The organism is Weissella thailandensis, from assembly GCF_005405465.1.
In the GTDB taxonomy this organism is placed as follows: domain Bacteria; phylum Bacillota; class Bacilli; order Lactobacillales; family Lactobacillaceae; genus Weissella; species Weissella thailandensis.
The window spans coordinates 73,615-88,116 of record NZ_BJEC01000009.1 but is presented as its reverse complement, the minus strand read 5'-3'; the positions used below and the strand labels follow the sequence as shown (position 1 = coordinate 88,116).

Here is a 14,502-nt window from a genome sequence, read left to right as displayed (position 1 = left end):
AAGCATCTAAGTGTGAAACTCGCCTCGAGATGAGATTTCCCATTCAGAAATGAAGTAAGACCCCTCAGAGATGATGAGGTAGATAGGCTAGAAGTGGACATGTGGTGACACATGGAGCGGACTAGTACTAATGGTTCGAGGACTTAACCAAGTAGCAAGTGGTGTAAGGCAAAATAAAAAAAGACTTGACATTATGATTCAGTTTTGAGATAATTAATCTCGTGGTTGCTTTTAGTAACTATCGTGTCGTGATGATGGCACTGAGGTCACACCTGTTCCCATACCGAACACAGCAGTTAAGCTCAGTAGCGCCAAAAGTAGTTGGAGGATCGCCTCCTGCGAGGATAGGACATCGCGATGCATCAATGGACGTTTAGCTCAGCTGGGAGAGCACCTGCCTTACAAGCAGGGGGTCACAGGTTCGATCCCTGTAACGTCCATTGGGTCGTTAGCTCAGTTGGCAGAGCAGTGGACTTTTAATCCATGGGTCCTGGGTTCGAGCCCCAGACGACCCACTTTAATAATATGTATCTATTTCGTCAAACTGGTAACTATTTATTTGTTGCCGACTTAGCTCAGTTGGTAGAGCATCGCTCTTGTAAAGCGGAGGTCGAAGGTTCGAACCCTTTAGTCGGCATCATGCGAATATAGTTCAGCTGGTAGAACGCTACCTTGCCATGGTAGAGGTCGCGGGTCCGAATCCCGTTGTTCGCTTTGCCGGCTTGGCGGAATAGGCAGACGCACAGGACTTAAAATCCTGCGATGGGGACATCGTACCGGTTCGATCCCGGTAGCCGGCATATTATTTGCACCTATAGCGCAACTGGATAGAGTGTCTGACTACGAATCAGAAGGTTGAAGGTTCGAATCCTTCTAGGTGCATTACAAACGTTAGTTTGTTTATTATTGCTAGTTAGCATGTTCGGGACGTAGCTCAGTTTGGTAGAGCACCTGGTTTGGGACCAGGGGGTCGCAGGTTCGAATCCTGTCGTCCCGATTATGACACTAAGTGTTATGTTTCGCGGTGTAGCTCAGCTGGCTAGAGCGTCCGGTTCATACCCGGGAGGTCGAGGGTTCGATTCCCCCCGCCGCGATTGGCTCATAGAATTTGGACCTTTAGCTCAGTTGGTTAGAGCAGACGGCTCATAACCGTCCGGTCGTTGGTTCGAGTCCAACAAGGTCCATTTAGGCCTTAGGTATTTATGGAGAATTACCCAAGTCTGGCTGAAGGGAACGGTCTTGAAAACCGTCAGGTCGGGAAACCGGCGCGTGGGTTCGAATCCCACATTCTCCTTCGTCATCATTTGATGATTATTATTTATTATAGCGGGTTGGAGCAGTCTGGTAGCTCGTCGGGCCCATAACCCGAAGGTCGTAGGTTCAAATCCTACACCCGCAATTAAATCAGATTTTTTTATCTGTTGGTCGCATGGTCTAGTTGGTTATGACGTTCGCCTGTCACGCGAAAGATCACGGGTTCGAATCCCGTTGTGACCGTTTTATTTTGGCGCGGTAGCTCAGTTGGTAGAGCATACGATTGAAGCTCGTAGTGTCGACGGTTCGATTCCGTCCCGCGCCATAGCATTATATTAATAGTGTTATGCGGATGTAGTACAACGGCTAGTGCTCCAGCCTTCCAAGCTGGGAATGCGGGTTCGATTCCCGTCGTCCGCTTTGTAGTATGGGACTGTAGCTCAGCTGGTTTAGAGCGCACCCCTGATAAGGGTGAGGTCGGAGGTTCGAGTCCTCTCAGTCCCATTTTGTTAAAAGATTACTTTTGACATGGGGACATACTCAAGAGGCTGAAGAGGCGCCCCTGCTAAGGGTGTAGGTCGGGAAACCGGCGCGAGGGTTCGAATCCCTCTGTCTCCGTACTTAATAACATTAATTGATAACTAGAATTGTTCTCCTTCGGGAGAGCAATTTTTTTGTTTCTAAAACAAAAAATGAATTAATTGGATAAAGCTCATTTGTATACCTTAGCATTGTTTACAGTAGGTATAGTCAGCTAAATGTTTTAAGCATGACAGCCCTTGTAAGGACGTAATTGTTGCTTAGTTACATTATTGATAACATTTTTACTGGGTAGGTTATACGGAGAAATAGTGCACAGTTGCTATTGTTCAACTTTTTATTTTTAGAAACAAGAAAAATAAGTGATTAAATTAAGCTTTTATATAAGATAGACAAAAAAGGAAGCATATGGTTTTTGTCAATGCGTTTAGACTTAAATAGCAACACATTTCCAAAGACTAAAAATTGAATGCAGCGATGAATGCATATTTTTTTGCTTCTTTGCAATTTAAAATAAGGTGATCATTATGGCAGCGGGTTTGGCAATATCCTTTGACTGATTTCCCTATCCTGAAATATACGAAAAAGTGCCTGTGAAAATTAGCATATTTAAAAATGTGAAAATTAATTATTTTATGTAACACTGTTAGGGCTTTAAAACTAAAAGTGCAATAAAAGAGTAGTATAGCGTGATTCTACCTATGAAAAATATCATAAACTATGTATTTGAATTATCATTAACTCCAAAAACTAATATAAAAAGACTTGTTTATTATTTAACTAACATATATGCTAATAATATATTTTTGATTCGGAGATCAAAGACATGAAATTATTAAAAGGTAGTTTAAAACGTCGTCGCGAACAATTAGGAATTTCACAAGCTGATGTTGCGGAGGGTATCTGTCATCAGTCCTTGCTATCTCGAATAGAACGTACTGATGAAACAACAACTTTGCGCACGTTTACAGTTACGTGTGTCCAGTGTTGCTAAAATTAATGAGTTAACGGTAACGCCGTTAACGGTTATCCGTTACTTTATTGATATTGGCCAATTTGAACAAGCCGCTAACCGATTAGAGAGTTCAACTTTACTACGTCGGTTACCAGTGTTTGCATTGCCAGAATATAATCTATTAAGAGCTAGAATTGCATTGTCTCAAAATCAGACAAACGTTGCCATGCAATTATTACAAATTGCGCTTGGTGATGCAGAAAAGCATCAAATGGAGCTATTAATTGAAATTTACACAGAAATGGGGGCAACGTGGGCAAAACAAGGTGAGTATGTATATGCATCAGAATATTTTGAACGTGCCTGTGGTATTATCAAAGGCTACCGGCCAACCATGCGTGCTGAACTAGGGAAGGTTATTGCACACACGTATTATCATCAAAGTAAATTATATTTAACGATTGATGATCCGCAAAAGGCAATGGAACGTATTACACAAGCATTGGCAATTTTACCAACGAGTGAACATTTTCATCAGATTGTCAAACTACAAAAATTACGAGTAAAGTGTTGTGAACAGTTATCTTTATTGAAAGAAAAATCAGAAGCAAAAATGCTCATGTATGCAGCTGCGGAGTTTTCTAAAGATATTAATTTACAAGATGATGTTAAACAGTATCTAGAAGATCTTGAAATAAATTAATAAAACACCTATCAGAATAGTTTACTAAAACTATCGTGATAGGTGTTTTATACTAATAACCGCGCTTATAATCAACCACGTTGTAAGATAGTGGTTGACCAGCCAGAAAGTCTGGCAAATTTTTCATGAATATATTAAATAGCGAATCTGATTCTCCCGCCCAAGTTGAGTGTTGTGTTAATAACAAGTTATCCTGATGCCATAACTGCGAGTCATTTGGAATTGGTTCTACTTTAGTTACATCTAAAGCAGCGTGTTGAATGCTACCGTCATTAAGTTTAGCCAGTAAATCCCGTTCATTGACCGTGGAACCACGTCCGATATTAATGAATAGGAATAGATCTTTAAATAATTCCAGTTGTGATTTATTAAAGAAATTATTTGTCGTAGGCGTACTAGGTAAGGCATTAATAACGATAGCTATATGATCTGGCACTTGTGTTAAATCATTGATAGCAAACGTTTCTTTAAAACCACCGACTGGATGACCTGTTGTATTGACACCGTATACTTCAGTACCAAATGCCTGTAGATAGGTAGCAATTTGTTGTCCAATACGTCCGGTACCAAATATAATAACTGGCAATTCTTTTAGTGTAAATTGTTTTTCAAAGGGTTCCCAATGGTTCTGTGTTTGATAAACGTGTAAACCACGAGCGAAGTGTAAAATATAACTCATCACACTTTCAGCAATTGGTACTGCCGTTTGTCCACTGGCGTTGGTCAGGGTAATGTGCTGATTTTCTAAATCGGCAAGAGGCATAAAATCTACGCCAGCCGAAAAAGATTGTATCCATTTTACTTTATGATTGGAAGTTTTTAGGATTTTACTGATAACTTTAGACCGCCAACCGTAAATAATATCAATCTTGGCATAATCGTCAGGCATCATTGTTTCTGGCGTAACAACCGTAATGTGATATTTTTTTAATGATTCTATATTTTCATCGGTTAACGGGGACAATGCCAATAATTTCGTCATCATAATTATTCCTCCAAATGGGTTATTTTAATTTATTTTAAGCGAAATATCGGAGAACGTCCATTTAATAATACGATGAAAGCGATACGAAATATTAACGACGTGTGTCAATTGAAACTTTAATGAAAATATTCACAAATAAATAATATTTTGGCAAAAAAATGTGCAAAAAAACGTTTAATAAAGTGGTAAAAGATGCATAAAATAGGTACAATTAATCTTATATGAGCACTTATTGCGCTTAAAAACATATCTGTTGAGTAGGAGGTTAGTTGTATGAACTTGGTAGCAGGTCTTTCCATTTTAAACCTGGCAAGATTCCAGTTCGCAATGACAACAATTTTTCATTTTTTCTTTGTACCGTTGTCAATTGGGCTTGGTATTATTGTATCGGTAATGGAAACTTTGTACGTTATAAAAAAGGATGACCAGTATAAACGAATGACAAAATTCTGGGGTAAGATTTTTATGCTCAGTTTTGCGGTAGGTGTTGTTACTGGAATTATCCAAGAGTTCCAATTCGGTATGAATTGGTCAAGATATTCTCGTTATGTGGGTGATATCTTTGGTCCAGCACTGGCTGTTGAGGCCTTAGTTGCTTTCTTCTTGGAATCAACTTTCTTGGGCTTGTGGTCATTTGGATGGGATCGTTTTAATAAAAAATTGCATCTATTGTTTATTTGGTTAACGACGATAGGTTCGGCGTTTTCAGCCCTTTGGATTTTAGCAGCTAATTCATTCATGCAGAATCCAGTTGGTTTCGAAGTTGATCATAAATTTGATCGAGCTGTTTTGGTAGATTTCCCAGCATTGTTGCAAAACCATCAATTATGGCTTGAGTTCCCCCACGTTATTTTTGCCACATTTATGGCAGGATCATTTGTGGTCATGGGAGTTTCTGCCTTTTCACTATTGCGTAAACCACACCATGAAGTTAATTTCTTTAAGAAATCAGTGCAAGTATCTGCAGTGGTGGCACTAGTTGGTGTTGTCGGGTTAGCTTACACGGGTGATAGTCACTCATTGGCTCTACAAGAAGATCAACCAATGAAGTTTGCTGCGACAGAGGGTATTGATAAGAATGTTGGTGGCGATGATGAACAGGCACCATGGTCTGTTATTTCTTATACTGATCCAAAGACCAATGAAGTGAAGTGGTCACTGGACGTTCCTTACATGTTGTCAATTCTAGCTCACCACTCATTAACTGGTGGTAGTCAAGGTTGGCATGAACTTAACAAGGAACTTCATGAAAAGTACGATGTAAAATTTGGACATGATATGAATTATTACTTACCAAATAATACGTTGTACTATAGTTTCCGAATCATGGCGGTATCAGCCGGTGCATTTGGATTGTTAGCGGTAGTCGCACTTTGGTTCACTCGTAAGAAGTCTAAAATTGATATTACAAAGTACAAGTGGGCTCTTTGGATATTTGGAATTGCAACGTACTTGCCATTTGTGGCTATTACGTCAGGTTGGTTAATTACTGAGCTAGGTCGTGCACCATGGGTTGTTTATGGTGTGTTAACGATGGCTGATGCTGTATCACCAAATGTTTCTGCTGCGTCATTGCTAACGTCAAATATTTTGTACTTTGCAACCTTCACAGTATTAGGACTAATCATGGTTATGCTGTCACGTCGTGTGATGATTGCTGGCCCAGAATCAGTTGATGAAACTGAAACTGAAGAAGATGTCGATCCATTTTCACCTACAGCATTTGAAAATGGAAAGGAGGCCTAAGCGATGACAGGATATCAAATTTTATGGTTTGTTTTAATTGCTGTACTATTTTCAGGGTTCTTCTTCCTTGAAGGATTCGACTTTGGGATTGGTATGTCATTAAAGACACTAGCTAAGAATGAAGAAGAAGAAGATGCGTTGATTCGTTCAATTGGTCCACATTGGGATGGTAATGAAGTTTGGTTAATTACAGCCGGTGGGGCAATGTTTGCTGCTATGCCATTCTGGTATGCGTCATTATTCTCAGGTTTCTACTTGATTCTATTTGCGATATTGATTGGTTTGATTTATCGTGGTGTTTCATTTGAGTTCCGTGAGCAAATGAAAACAGCAAAATACCGTGATTTATGGACAACTATTTCATCAATTACATCGATGTTTGTACCATTCTTATTCGGTGTGCTATTTACTGATGTAGTTCAAGGAATGCCTTTGAATGCTAATGGTGACATGTCAGCTAATTTCTGGGATTACTTCAATATTTTCTCAATTGTTGGTGGTGTTGCCATGTCATTACTTTCATACGTGCATGGACTAAATTACGCTCGCCTTAAGATTACAGATGGTTCACTACATGATCGTATTCAAAGACAACTAAAAGTACTATACCCAGTACTTTTGGTTGGTGAAGTCGCATTTGCGGTGACACTATTTGTCTTTACTGATTTCTTTACGGAAAAGCCATTGATAACAGTTATTATGCTGGCAGCGATTGTTGTATTAACATTAGCTGCTTGGACAGTAACTCTTAAAAGACAAAATACTTGGGCATTTATTGCTCTAGGATTAGTCATTATCTTAGTCGTGGCATTGTTGTTTACAGGATTATTCCCACGTGTCATTGTTGGAAATGAATCAGGTATGTCACTCTTACTAAAGAATGCAACTTCAACACCATATACACTAAAGTGGATGACAATCATTTCACTTACGGCTTTGCCAATTGTGTTGGCATATCAAATCTGGAGTTTTTACGTTTTCCGTGATCGTATTCGGGTTGAGAAGATTTCATATTAAGTACTTGTTAGACTTAGTGATTAACAGGACCAAAAAGGTTGGAACAATATTTGTCCCAACCTTTTTATACATATTTGCTTTATTCTTGAAGTGAAAGGAATTATTTTTATGTTAGATAAACGGTTATTTAAGTTTTCTGGAGCGCGGCAGGCGTTAGGGGTGTTGTGTATCCTGACCTTTGTTCAAGCCCTTGCTATTATTGGACAGGGCCGCGCTATTAGTATTGCATTGACCAGACTTTGGCAACAACATCCACTAAAGTCAGTGTTTTGGGTGGTATTAATATTTATTGGTTCATATGTTTTACGGCAACTGATGGGGGTTTTTAAAGAATATGCCTTGGAACCATTTGCTGGTAAAACAACGGGGATGTTGCAAAGTAAATTAACCCAAAAGTATGCAAAGTTAGGTCCCAGTGCCATTTCTGATTTAGGTACTGGAAAATCAGTTTCGTTAGCTGTTGAAGGTATTGATCAAGTACATGATTACTTTACCTTAGTTTTGGTTAAACTGTTTGATATGATGATTATTCCATGGGTGATTTTGGCATACATCTTTACAATTAATTGGAAACAAGCTGTTTTCTTATTCTTCATTTATCCAGTAATTGTCTTATTTATGATTATTTTAGGTTATGCAGCCCAGGCTAAGGCGGATCGAGAATATGATACGTTTAATAGGCTGTCTAATCATTTTGTGGATTCATTACGCGGTTTGACTACTTTGAAGCAACTTGGATTAGCTAAGCAATACGCTAACAACATTTATGATGTCTCAGAAGAACATCGTAAAGCAACGATGAGTACATTAAAAATTGCGATTTTATCAACATTTGCCTTGGATTTCTTTACAACGTTGTCGATTGCTATCGTCGCCCTTTTTTTGGGATTAGGTTTAATGAACGGTACGATGCCATTGTTACCGGCGTTAACAATTTTAGTTTTAGCGCCAGAATACTTTTTACCAATTCGAAATTTTGCTAATGATTATCACGCAACACTTAATGGGAAAAACTCGTTTGCGGATATTATGGACTTACTTGATAAAGACCTTGCTGATGATACAAATGTTTATCAGAGTGAACAACAGCAATGGCAAGCCGAGGATACCTTGCATCTTAAGGGTGTTAACTATCAATATCCTGAAGCAACCGCACCAGCTTTGAAAGATATTGATCTATCATTTAAGGGCCACCAGCGAGTTGCCATTGTTGGAACTTCTGGATCTGGTAAATCAACGCTTTTGAATTTATTAGGCGGTTTTTTAATTGGTGATGGTGAAGTACAGTTAAATAACCAAAATATTCCTCATCTACAACAAAAAGATTGGCAAAATCAATTACAAGTGTTGCCACAAAAGCCATATATTTTCCATGACACGTTACGCGGTAATTTAGCGTTCTATTCGCCTGAAAAAAATGATGATGAGTTAATTAAAGCATTGCATACGGTTGGACTAGGTGAATGGTATGATAGTTTATCAAGCGGGCTAGATACATTAATTGGTGAAGGGGCAATGAAGACCTCTGGTGGTCAAGCACAACGAATTGGCTTGGCAAGAATTTTGTTAGATCAGGATCGACGAGTGCTATTATTGGATGAACCAACTGCCCATTTGGATATTGAAACAGAAGTTCGTTTAAAAGAGACGATGGTTCCGTTATTCGAACAAAGACTGGTTATTTTTGCGACGCATCGATTACACTGGTTAACTGAAATGGATTGGGTTATTGTTATGCGTGAAGGTGAGATTGTTGAGCAGGGAACGTTAGCAGACTTGAAGTCGCATAATGGTTACTTTGTAAGTTTGCAATCAGCAATGCGAGGTGACAAAAATGCATAAAATGTTTGAATTAATAAAAAAAGATACGTGGGTATTTCCATATCTGAAGTCATATAAAAAGCTGCTTGTTTTAATTATCTTTTTAGGCTTTATGACTACTTTTTCTGGGGCAGCTTTGATGTTTACTTCAGGCTTCTTGATTTCAAGATCGGCACAAATTCCCGAAAATATTTTGATGGTGTATGTGCCAATTGTGTTAACACGTGCTTTTGGTATTGGACGACCAAGTTTTCGTTACGCTGAACGATTAGTTTCGCATAACTGGGTATTAAAGATTGTTTCAGTATTTCGGCGACGTCTCTATGAACTGGTGGAAACTGGTACAAAATCTGTGTATGCAAAATCACAAACGGGAGAAGTTTTAAATGTTCTCGACAATGACCTGTTTAAAATAGAGAACTTCTATCTGCGAACGTTATTCCCGACCGTCATTGGCTTAGTTGTTTATGTACTAATTGCCATCGGTGTTGGTGTCTTTAATTGGGGCTTTGCATTGGCTATCTTGCTCGTGTTAGGCATGACGACAATTGTTGCACCTATGGTTACTTTGGCCGTTAATGGAGCCCGTGATTTTAAGCAACAACAATTGGAGGGTCAGTTATATACTGATTTAACTGATTCAGTCATGGGATTACAAGACTGGGTGTTAGCTGGTCGAACACAAGAACTGTTTGATCGCCAACAAAATGATTTTGATGGTATTAATAAAATTAAGTCAAAGCAAGCTCATTTTAATTGGTGGCGTGACATGTTCAGTGCCTTGGTTATTGGTGCAGCTGCGGTTATTTTGCTAATTTTTGCCACTCGTCAATTCGGTGATGATAACTTTGCCGTTAACTGGATTGCAGCTTTTGTGTTAGCTATTTTTCCAGCAGAAGATGCTTTAACATCTATTAGTACAGGAATTGGTGAATGGCCACGATATCAAGATTCTATTGAAAGATTAAACAATATGGCTGCTGAATCAAAAAATGAAGGGCAGCAAACAAGCGACCAATCAACGGAAGAAATTAAAAATCCGGAAATTAAGTTTAATCAAGTTAACTTTGGGTATAATGACAGTAGATTGGTTCTAGAGAACCTAAACCTAACAATAAAAAACGGTGAAAAGCTAGCTATTTTGGGTCAGTCTGGTGCTGGAAAAACGACGCTTTTAAAGTTATTATTAGGTGATGAACAGCCTAATAGTGGTGCAATTACGATTAATAATCAGAGTATTAATACATTGCAACAACAACGTTCATCTATTATTTCAGTTTTGGATCAACAGCCACACCTATTTGCTAGTTCAGTTGCTAATAATTTGCGCTTAGGAAACTTAGCAGCAACTGATGAAGAATTATGGCATGTGTTAAAACAAGTTGCTTTATCTGATTTGGTTGGTAGTTTACCAGAAGGCTTGGAGACGCCAATGACTGAGATGGGAAATCGTTTCTCTGGTGGTGAACAGCAACGTTTCGCATTAGCACGTGTGTTATTGCAAGATACGCCAATCGTTGTGCTTGATGAACCAACTGTTGCTCTAGATCCAATTACTGAATTAAATGTATTAAAGACTATTTTTGACGCGCTTTCTGATCGGACTATTATTTGGGTAACCCATCATCTAACTGGTATTGAATTTGTTAATGATGTCATTTTTATCGAAAATAAAAGAATATCGATGCAGGGTGCGCCTGAACAATTGATGACGACAGAACCAAGATTTAAAAAGTTATTACAAATGGATCATGGTAGTTTAACTGATATATAAGAGGGTGATTTTCTGGTTAAGACAAAGAAAAGGCATACGAAAAAAAAGAAAAGTTTCATAAGGACTTTCTTTGTTGAAAAAGGTCAATTGCACCGGGGCCGAGTATTTATCTGTGTGATCATTTTACTAGGACTGGGGTTTTGGCAAACAGATATACATTGGCAACAATTGCATAAGGAAAAGCCAACAGAAGAGGTGACGCAGGTGCCAGTTTCTCGTGAAGCATTTATTAAAAAAATTGCCCCTGAAGCACAAAAACTCGAAAAGCAATATGGGTTACTAGCATCTATTAGTATCGCTCAAGCTGCTTTAGAATCAAATTGGGGTCAATCTGAATTATCATCTAAGTATAATAACTTTTTTGGTGTAAAGTCTTCGGCGGAACAACCAAGTGTGAAACTGGCAACGAAAGAATATGAGAATAATCAGTGGATTACGATTAATGATTCTTTTCGTGTGTATAGCAGTTGGCAGGATTCAATGGCAGCGCACGCGCAGTTACTCGTTAATGGGACGTCAGACAATCCACAGCGATATGCAACGGTTATTCAAGCCAAAGATTATGAGACAGCAGCAAATGGGTTAGTAACTGGGGGTTACGCAACAGACCCTACTTATGCGGATAAAATAATTCATATGATTGAAACTTATCATTTGGATAAGTATGATGATAAATAGAAATGGATGAAAAGGGTGAGAACATGAGTTATGAAATTTTACCGGGCGCAACTATTGGTATAATTGGTGAAGGCATTACTAGTCGTTACTTGGCACAAGCTGCTCATAATATGGGGTACCAAGTTGCAGCATATAGTAGTACTGCCGAATCTGCAGTATTCAAGGATGCTGACTATCGCTTCTTGGGGGATAAGGATAATGATGACGAAATTGAAAGTTTCGCAGCACTATCTAACATGATTACCTATACATCAGCATGGCTACCAACACAGATTACAGATAAATTGGCTAATCAAACAGTGCCACAAGGCACGACAATCCTAGATATCACTGATGATCATGCCTTAGCCAAAGCATTTTATGAAAATGAATCATTGAATATATTGCCATATGAAACAGGTAGTTCATTGGATGAAATTGCACAAGCAGGGGCTAAATTGGGTTATCCAATTATCGTAAAGCCTATTTTTAAGCATAAACATATTGATGATCAAGTCATTTTACGTGGTGATTGGGATCTTGGGTTAGTTGCACCTTTAATTGATGGTGGGACATTGCTAGTAGAACCTTGGCTCGAAAATACAAAATCTTTCGTTATGACAGCAGTTCGTGGATCGCATGATGACACGACCTTATATCCATTACGACAAGTAGAAACACCTGAACAAGGTTTAACAAGAGCTTGGACAGTGGGGGATGTTTCAGATGAAATTGTTACGGAAATTAAGCATGTCACTGAAAAGTTAGGTCGTGCCTTGAATTATATCGGTGCCTATGATGTGACATTTTTAGTGTCTGAGAATGGCACGTTGTATTTACGTAATGTTATTCCTGGCTTGTCCAAGACAACGGTCTTGTACGATGTTTCTGTTAATATTAGTGTGACCATGCAACATTTAAGAGCAGTTACTGGTCAAAGACTAGCTGAAGTTATTTTTGAAGAATCTGCTGTTTATATGCCAATTACCGAAAAAGAAGCGGATAAGTTGTATAGACATTGGCAAATTCAACCACATTGGCAAATCTCAATGTATCAGTTACCTAGTTTATTACCTCAAATGGGGCATGTTCTGGCTGTTGGCTCAAGTTCTGAGCAGTTGTTGAACCAGTTGCATGTTGCTGGGGTTTGGCAATTTAACGATTAGATTAAAAAGCACAAGGTGTTACATTGACGATGTGACCTTTTGGAATACGTAGATGCCTAACATTTATCAGCTGCTAATTAATATGTTAAAAACAAAAAGTGGTTGAGACATTTGCATTGTCTCAACCACTTTTGTTTTAAGTTGATTAAAAAGAAATCTGCAACAATGTAATAAATACACTGGCAAATGATAGAATAAGCATGAAGATGACAAATCCTTGAATAACCTTTTGCATTGTTGATTTTTTCTTTTTGTTATTTTTTTGCATTACGGTACCTCTAATTTTTCATTTAGTCTATTGTATCAAAAAAATAGGATAACGTACCACAGAGAGATTAATTAAAGGTATAATGAATAGATTAATGAATTTAAGGAGGCAAGGATGCTGACATTATTTAATTGGCCAGTTACGGTTTTCATTGCTTTAATTTTGCTAATTGTTCTTTGGATTATTAAACAAGTATTTTTCCAGAATCATTGGCCAAAAAACATAAAGATTACAGATATTGCTGTTGTTTTTGCGTGGTGGAGTATTGCTGTCACCACTTTTGAAGTTTGGCATATCAATATGTTGTTTCCCGTGCTATTGATGTTTGTTGTTTGGGGGATTGCACTGGCCCTATACCAAGGGTTTATCCGTGAAAATTTTGTAACGCGTCGATTTTGGATTATTTGGTGGCGTATCAGCACACTTGCAAGTTATGTCATTTTAATTGGTATTACCGCCTATGCCTATTTTATAACTCGTACTTAAGAATAAGGAGTCAAACAGATGGAAAAAATTAGTGGCTATGTCAAAACATGGCAATCAGATAAAGGATTTGGTTTTATTGAATTGAAAGGTGAAGATGATGTTTTTGTCCATTTTTCAGCTATTCAAACACCAAAAGTACGTGATTTAATAGTTGGTCAAGAAGTAAAACTAGTTGTTGTGCCAGGTGTACGTGGTCCTCAAGCAGCAGCAGTTGAAGTACTGAATCAATAATTAATGGGAGGTTGATGACATGATAGATTTGTCAGTAGATACGAACGAATTTAAGGAAACAATCTTAAATGAGGAAGAAAAGTATAAGGGACACATCATTCGGGCAACGGAACAGACTGTTGCGTTACCTGATGGTCGCCAGGCAAAACGTGATATTGTCTATCATGCCGATGCAATTGCGATTCTAGCATTAACGAAAGACAATAAGATGATTCTAGAAAAACAATGGCGTGCCCCAGTTAAGAAATTAACGTTGGAAATCCCTGCGGGTAAAATCGATACACGAGATCAAAAACCACTTGATGCGGTTAATCGTGAATTAAATGAAGAAACAAGACTACAAGCCAATCATGTAGAAAAAATAACAGGATTTTATTCTTCAATTGGTTTTTCAAATGAATATATGACATTGTACTTAGCCAATGATTTATCTGCTGTGGGCCAAGAATTACCGCAAGATGATGATGAAAAAATTGACCTAATTTATGTCACTTATGAAGAAGCAACGGCATTATTTGAGAATGGGCAATTAGAGGATGCCAAAACGAATATGGCATACCTTTATTGGCGTACTTTACAATAATAGGTAAATACGATGTTATTTAAAAAAAAATCACAAGAAACAACTCGTCGGCAGCGCTCAAACGTTGGTACAGAGGATGTTAAAACAGTGTCTGAGGATGAACCTACTAGTTCAGTTGCCCCTGAATTATTGACACGTGAAGAGCATCGTCTAACGCATCATGGCCGATATGAATTAGATTCACAAACACGAAAACTAACAAAGAATGGCAAAACGGCAAGATTACGACACCGTCTAAACTTGGCAATCATCGTATTGATTGTGTTGATTGTAATTACTTACCTAGTTTTATTCTTTCTATAGTAGATCATAAAAT

At 38.2% G+C, this 14,502-nt stretch carries 14 protein-coding genes, 16 tRNA genes and 2 rRNA genes; 30 read left to right on the top strand and 2 right to left on the bottom strand.

Translation table 11 applies throughout. The features are described 5' to 3' along the window. The 20 genes from FFM62_RS05635 to FFM62_RS05545 all read left to right on the top strand — a co-directional run. Positions 1-151 (top strand): 23S ribosomal RNA (locus tag FFM62_RS05635); the annotation flags it as partial. A gap of 93 nt (positions 152-244) precedes the next feature. Continuing rightward, a 5S ribosomal RNA gene (gene rrf / locus FFM62_RS05630) occupies positions 245-361 on the top strand. A gap of 6 nt (positions 362-367) precedes the next feature. Further along, positions 368-440, top strand: a tRNA-Val gene (locus tag FFM62_RS05625). 2 nt (positions 441-442) lie between these two features. After that, positions 443-515: transfer RNA gene (locus tag FFM62_RS05620), tRNA-Lys, on the top strand. A 49-nt stretch (positions 516-564) separates the two neighbouring features. Beyond that, positions 565-637: transfer RNA gene (locus FFM62_RS05615), tRNA-Thr, on the top strand. 4 nt (positions 638-641) lie between these two features. Continuing rightward, positions 642-714: transfer RNA gene (locus FFM62_RS05610), tRNA-Gly, on the top strand. Between the two features lie 2 nt (positions 715-716). After that, positions 717-800 (top strand) — tRNA-Leu (locus FFM62_RS05605). An 8-nt stretch (positions 801-808) separates the two neighbouring features. Further along, positions 809-882, top strand: a tRNA-Arg gene (locus FFM62_RS05600). A gap of 41 nt (positions 883-923) precedes the next feature. After that, positions 924-997 (top strand) — tRNA-Pro (locus FFM62_RS05595). A gap of 23 nt (positions 998-1,020) precedes the next feature. Beyond that, positions 1,021-1,094, top strand: a tRNA-Met gene (locus tag FFM62_RS05590). A gap of 16 nt (positions 1,095-1,110) precedes the next feature. Beyond that, positions 1,111-1,184, top strand: a tRNA-Ile gene (locus tag FFM62_RS05585). 20 nt (positions 1,185-1,204) lie between these two features. Further along, a tRNA-Ser gene (locus tag FFM62_RS05580) sits at positions 1,205-1,294 on the top strand. 31 nt (positions 1,295-1,325) lie between these two features. Beyond that, positions 1,326-1,399 (top strand) — tRNA-Met (locus FFM62_RS05575). 24 nt (positions 1,400-1,423) lie between these two features. Next, a tRNA-Asp gene (locus FFM62_RS05570) sits at positions 1,424-1,497 on the top strand. A gap of 9 nt (positions 1,498-1,506) precedes the next feature. Further along, a tRNA-Phe gene (locus tag FFM62_RS05565) sits at positions 1,507-1,579 on the top strand. A 23-nt stretch (positions 1,580-1,602) separates the two neighbouring features. Next, positions 1,603-1,674 (top strand) — tRNA-Gly (locus tag FFM62_RS05560). Positions 1,675-1,683: 9 nt separating this feature from the next. Beyond that, a tRNA-Ile gene (locus FFM62_RS05555) sits at positions 1,684-1,758 on the top strand. Between the two features lie 26 nt (positions 1,759-1,784). After that, positions 1,785-1,872 (top strand) — tRNA-Ser (locus FFM62_RS05550). A gap of 748 nt (positions 1,873-2,620) precedes the next feature. Then, positions 2,621-2,788 carry a helix-turn-helix domain-containing protein gene (locus tag FFM62_RS10290; protein ID WP_240005922.1) on the top strand — a complete coding sequence of 56 codons (168 nt, stop codon included), beginning with the start codon at positions 2,621-2,623 and terminating at the stop codon, positions 2,786-2,788. After that, positions 2,736-3,452: a tetratricopeptide repeat protein gene (locus FFM62_RS05545; protein ID WP_240005921.1), complete on the top strand. Its 717-nt coding sequence runs from the start codon at positions 2,736-2,738 to the stop codon at positions 3,450-3,452. The genes FFM62_RS10290 and FFM62_RS05545 overlap by 53 nt, the downstream gene beginning before the upstream one ends. Positions 3,453-3,504: 52 nt before the next feature. Here the strand turns inward: FFM62_RS05545 and FFM62_RS05540 are convergent, their stop codons facing one another. Then, positions 3,505-4,437, bottom strand: a complete 933-nt coding sequence (locus FFM62_RS05540) for an NAD(P)-dependent oxidoreductase (RefSeq protein ID WP_174855243.1) — start codon at positions 4,435-4,437, stop codon at positions 3,505-3,507. Positions 4,438-4,710: 273 nt separating this feature from the next. Between FFM62_RS05540 and FFM62_RS05535 the strand changes: the two genes are divergently transcribed. From FFM62_RS05535 to FFM62_RS05510, 6 genes are all read left to right on the top strand, one after another. Continuing rightward, on the top strand, positions 4,711-6,183 hold the full coding sequence (locus tag FFM62_RS05535; protein WP_115471219.1) for a cytochrome ubiquinol oxidase subunit I: 1,473 nt from the start codon (positions 4,711-4,713) through the stop codon (positions 6,181-6,183). A 3-nt stretch (positions 6,184-6,186) separates the two neighbouring features. Beyond that, positions 6,187-7,200, top strand: coding sequence for a cytochrome d ubiquinol oxidase subunit II (gene cydB, locus FFM62_RS05530; RefSeq protein ID WP_115471218.1), 1,014 nt, complete (start codon positions 6,187-6,189; stop codon positions 7,198-7,200). Between the two features lie 108 nt (positions 7,201-7,308). Further along, positions 7,309-9,042 carry a thiol reductant ABC exporter subunit CydD gene (cydD, locus tag FFM62_RS05525; RefSeq protein WP_115471217.1) on the top strand — a complete coding sequence of 578 codons (1,734 nt, stop codon included), beginning with the start codon at positions 7,309-7,311 and terminating at the stop codon, positions 9,040-9,042. Next, a complete protein-coding gene (cydC, locus tag FFM62_RS05520; protein WP_115471216.1) occupies positions 9,035-10,795 on the top strand; it encodes a thiol reductant ABC exporter subunit CydC in 1,761 nt (586 codons plus the stop codon). Before cydD ends, cydC begins: the two co-directional genes overlap by 8 nt. Before the next feature lie 114 nt (positions 10,796-10,909). After that, positions 10,910-11,473, top strand: coding sequence for a glycoside hydrolase family 73 protein (locus FFM62_RS05515; RefSeq protein WP_115471215.1), 564 nt, complete (start codon positions 10,910-10,912; stop codon positions 11,471-11,473). A 23-nt stretch (positions 11,474-11,496) separates the two neighbouring features. Then, on the top strand, positions 11,497-12,618 hold the full coding sequence (locus tag FFM62_RS05510; RefSeq protein ID WP_240005920.1) for an ATP-grasp domain-containing protein: 1,122 nt from the start codon (positions 11,497-11,499) through the stop codon (positions 12,616-12,618). 145 nt (positions 12,619-12,763) lie between these two features. Here the strand turns inward: FFM62_RS05510 and FFM62_RS05505 are convergent, their stop codons facing one another. After that, complete coding sequence (locus FFM62_RS05505) at positions 12,764-12,886, bottom strand: DUF4044 domain-containing protein (protein ID WP_075270065.1); 123 nt, start codon at positions 12,884-12,886, stop codon at positions 12,764-12,766. A 114-nt stretch (positions 12,887-13,000) separates the two neighbouring features. Between FFM62_RS05505 and FFM62_RS05500 the strand changes: the two genes are divergently transcribed. From FFM62_RS05500 to FFM62_RS05485, 4 genes are read left to right on the top strand one after another with little or no spacing between them, the layout of a single operon-like run. After that, positions 13,001-13,372, top strand: coding sequence for a DUF3397 family protein (locus FFM62_RS05500; protein ID WP_115471213.1), 372 nt, complete (start codon positions 13,001-13,003; stop codon positions 13,370-13,372). Positions 13,373-13,390: 18 nt separating this feature from the next. Continuing rightward, positions 13,391-13,603 (top strand): cold-shock protein, encoded by a 213-nt coding sequence (locus FFM62_RS05495; RefSeq protein WP_115471212.1) that lies wholly within the window; start codon positions 13,391-13,393, stop codon positions 13,601-13,603. Positions 13,604-13,622: 19 nt separating this feature from the next. Continuing rightward, positions 13,623-14,186 (top strand): NUDIX hydrolase, encoded by a 564-nt coding sequence (locus FFM62_RS05490; RefSeq protein WP_075270062.1) that lies wholly within the window; start codon positions 13,623-13,625, stop codon positions 14,184-14,186. Positions 14,187-14,198: 12 nt separating this feature from the next. Continuing rightward, positions 14,199-14,489 carry a hypothetical protein gene (locus FFM62_RS05485; RefSeq protein WP_210727718.1) on the top strand — a complete coding sequence of 97 codons (291 nt, stop codon included), beginning with the start codon at positions 14,199-14,201 and terminating at the stop codon, positions 14,487-14,489. The last annotated feature ends 13 nt before the right edge of the window (positions 14,490-14,502 follow it).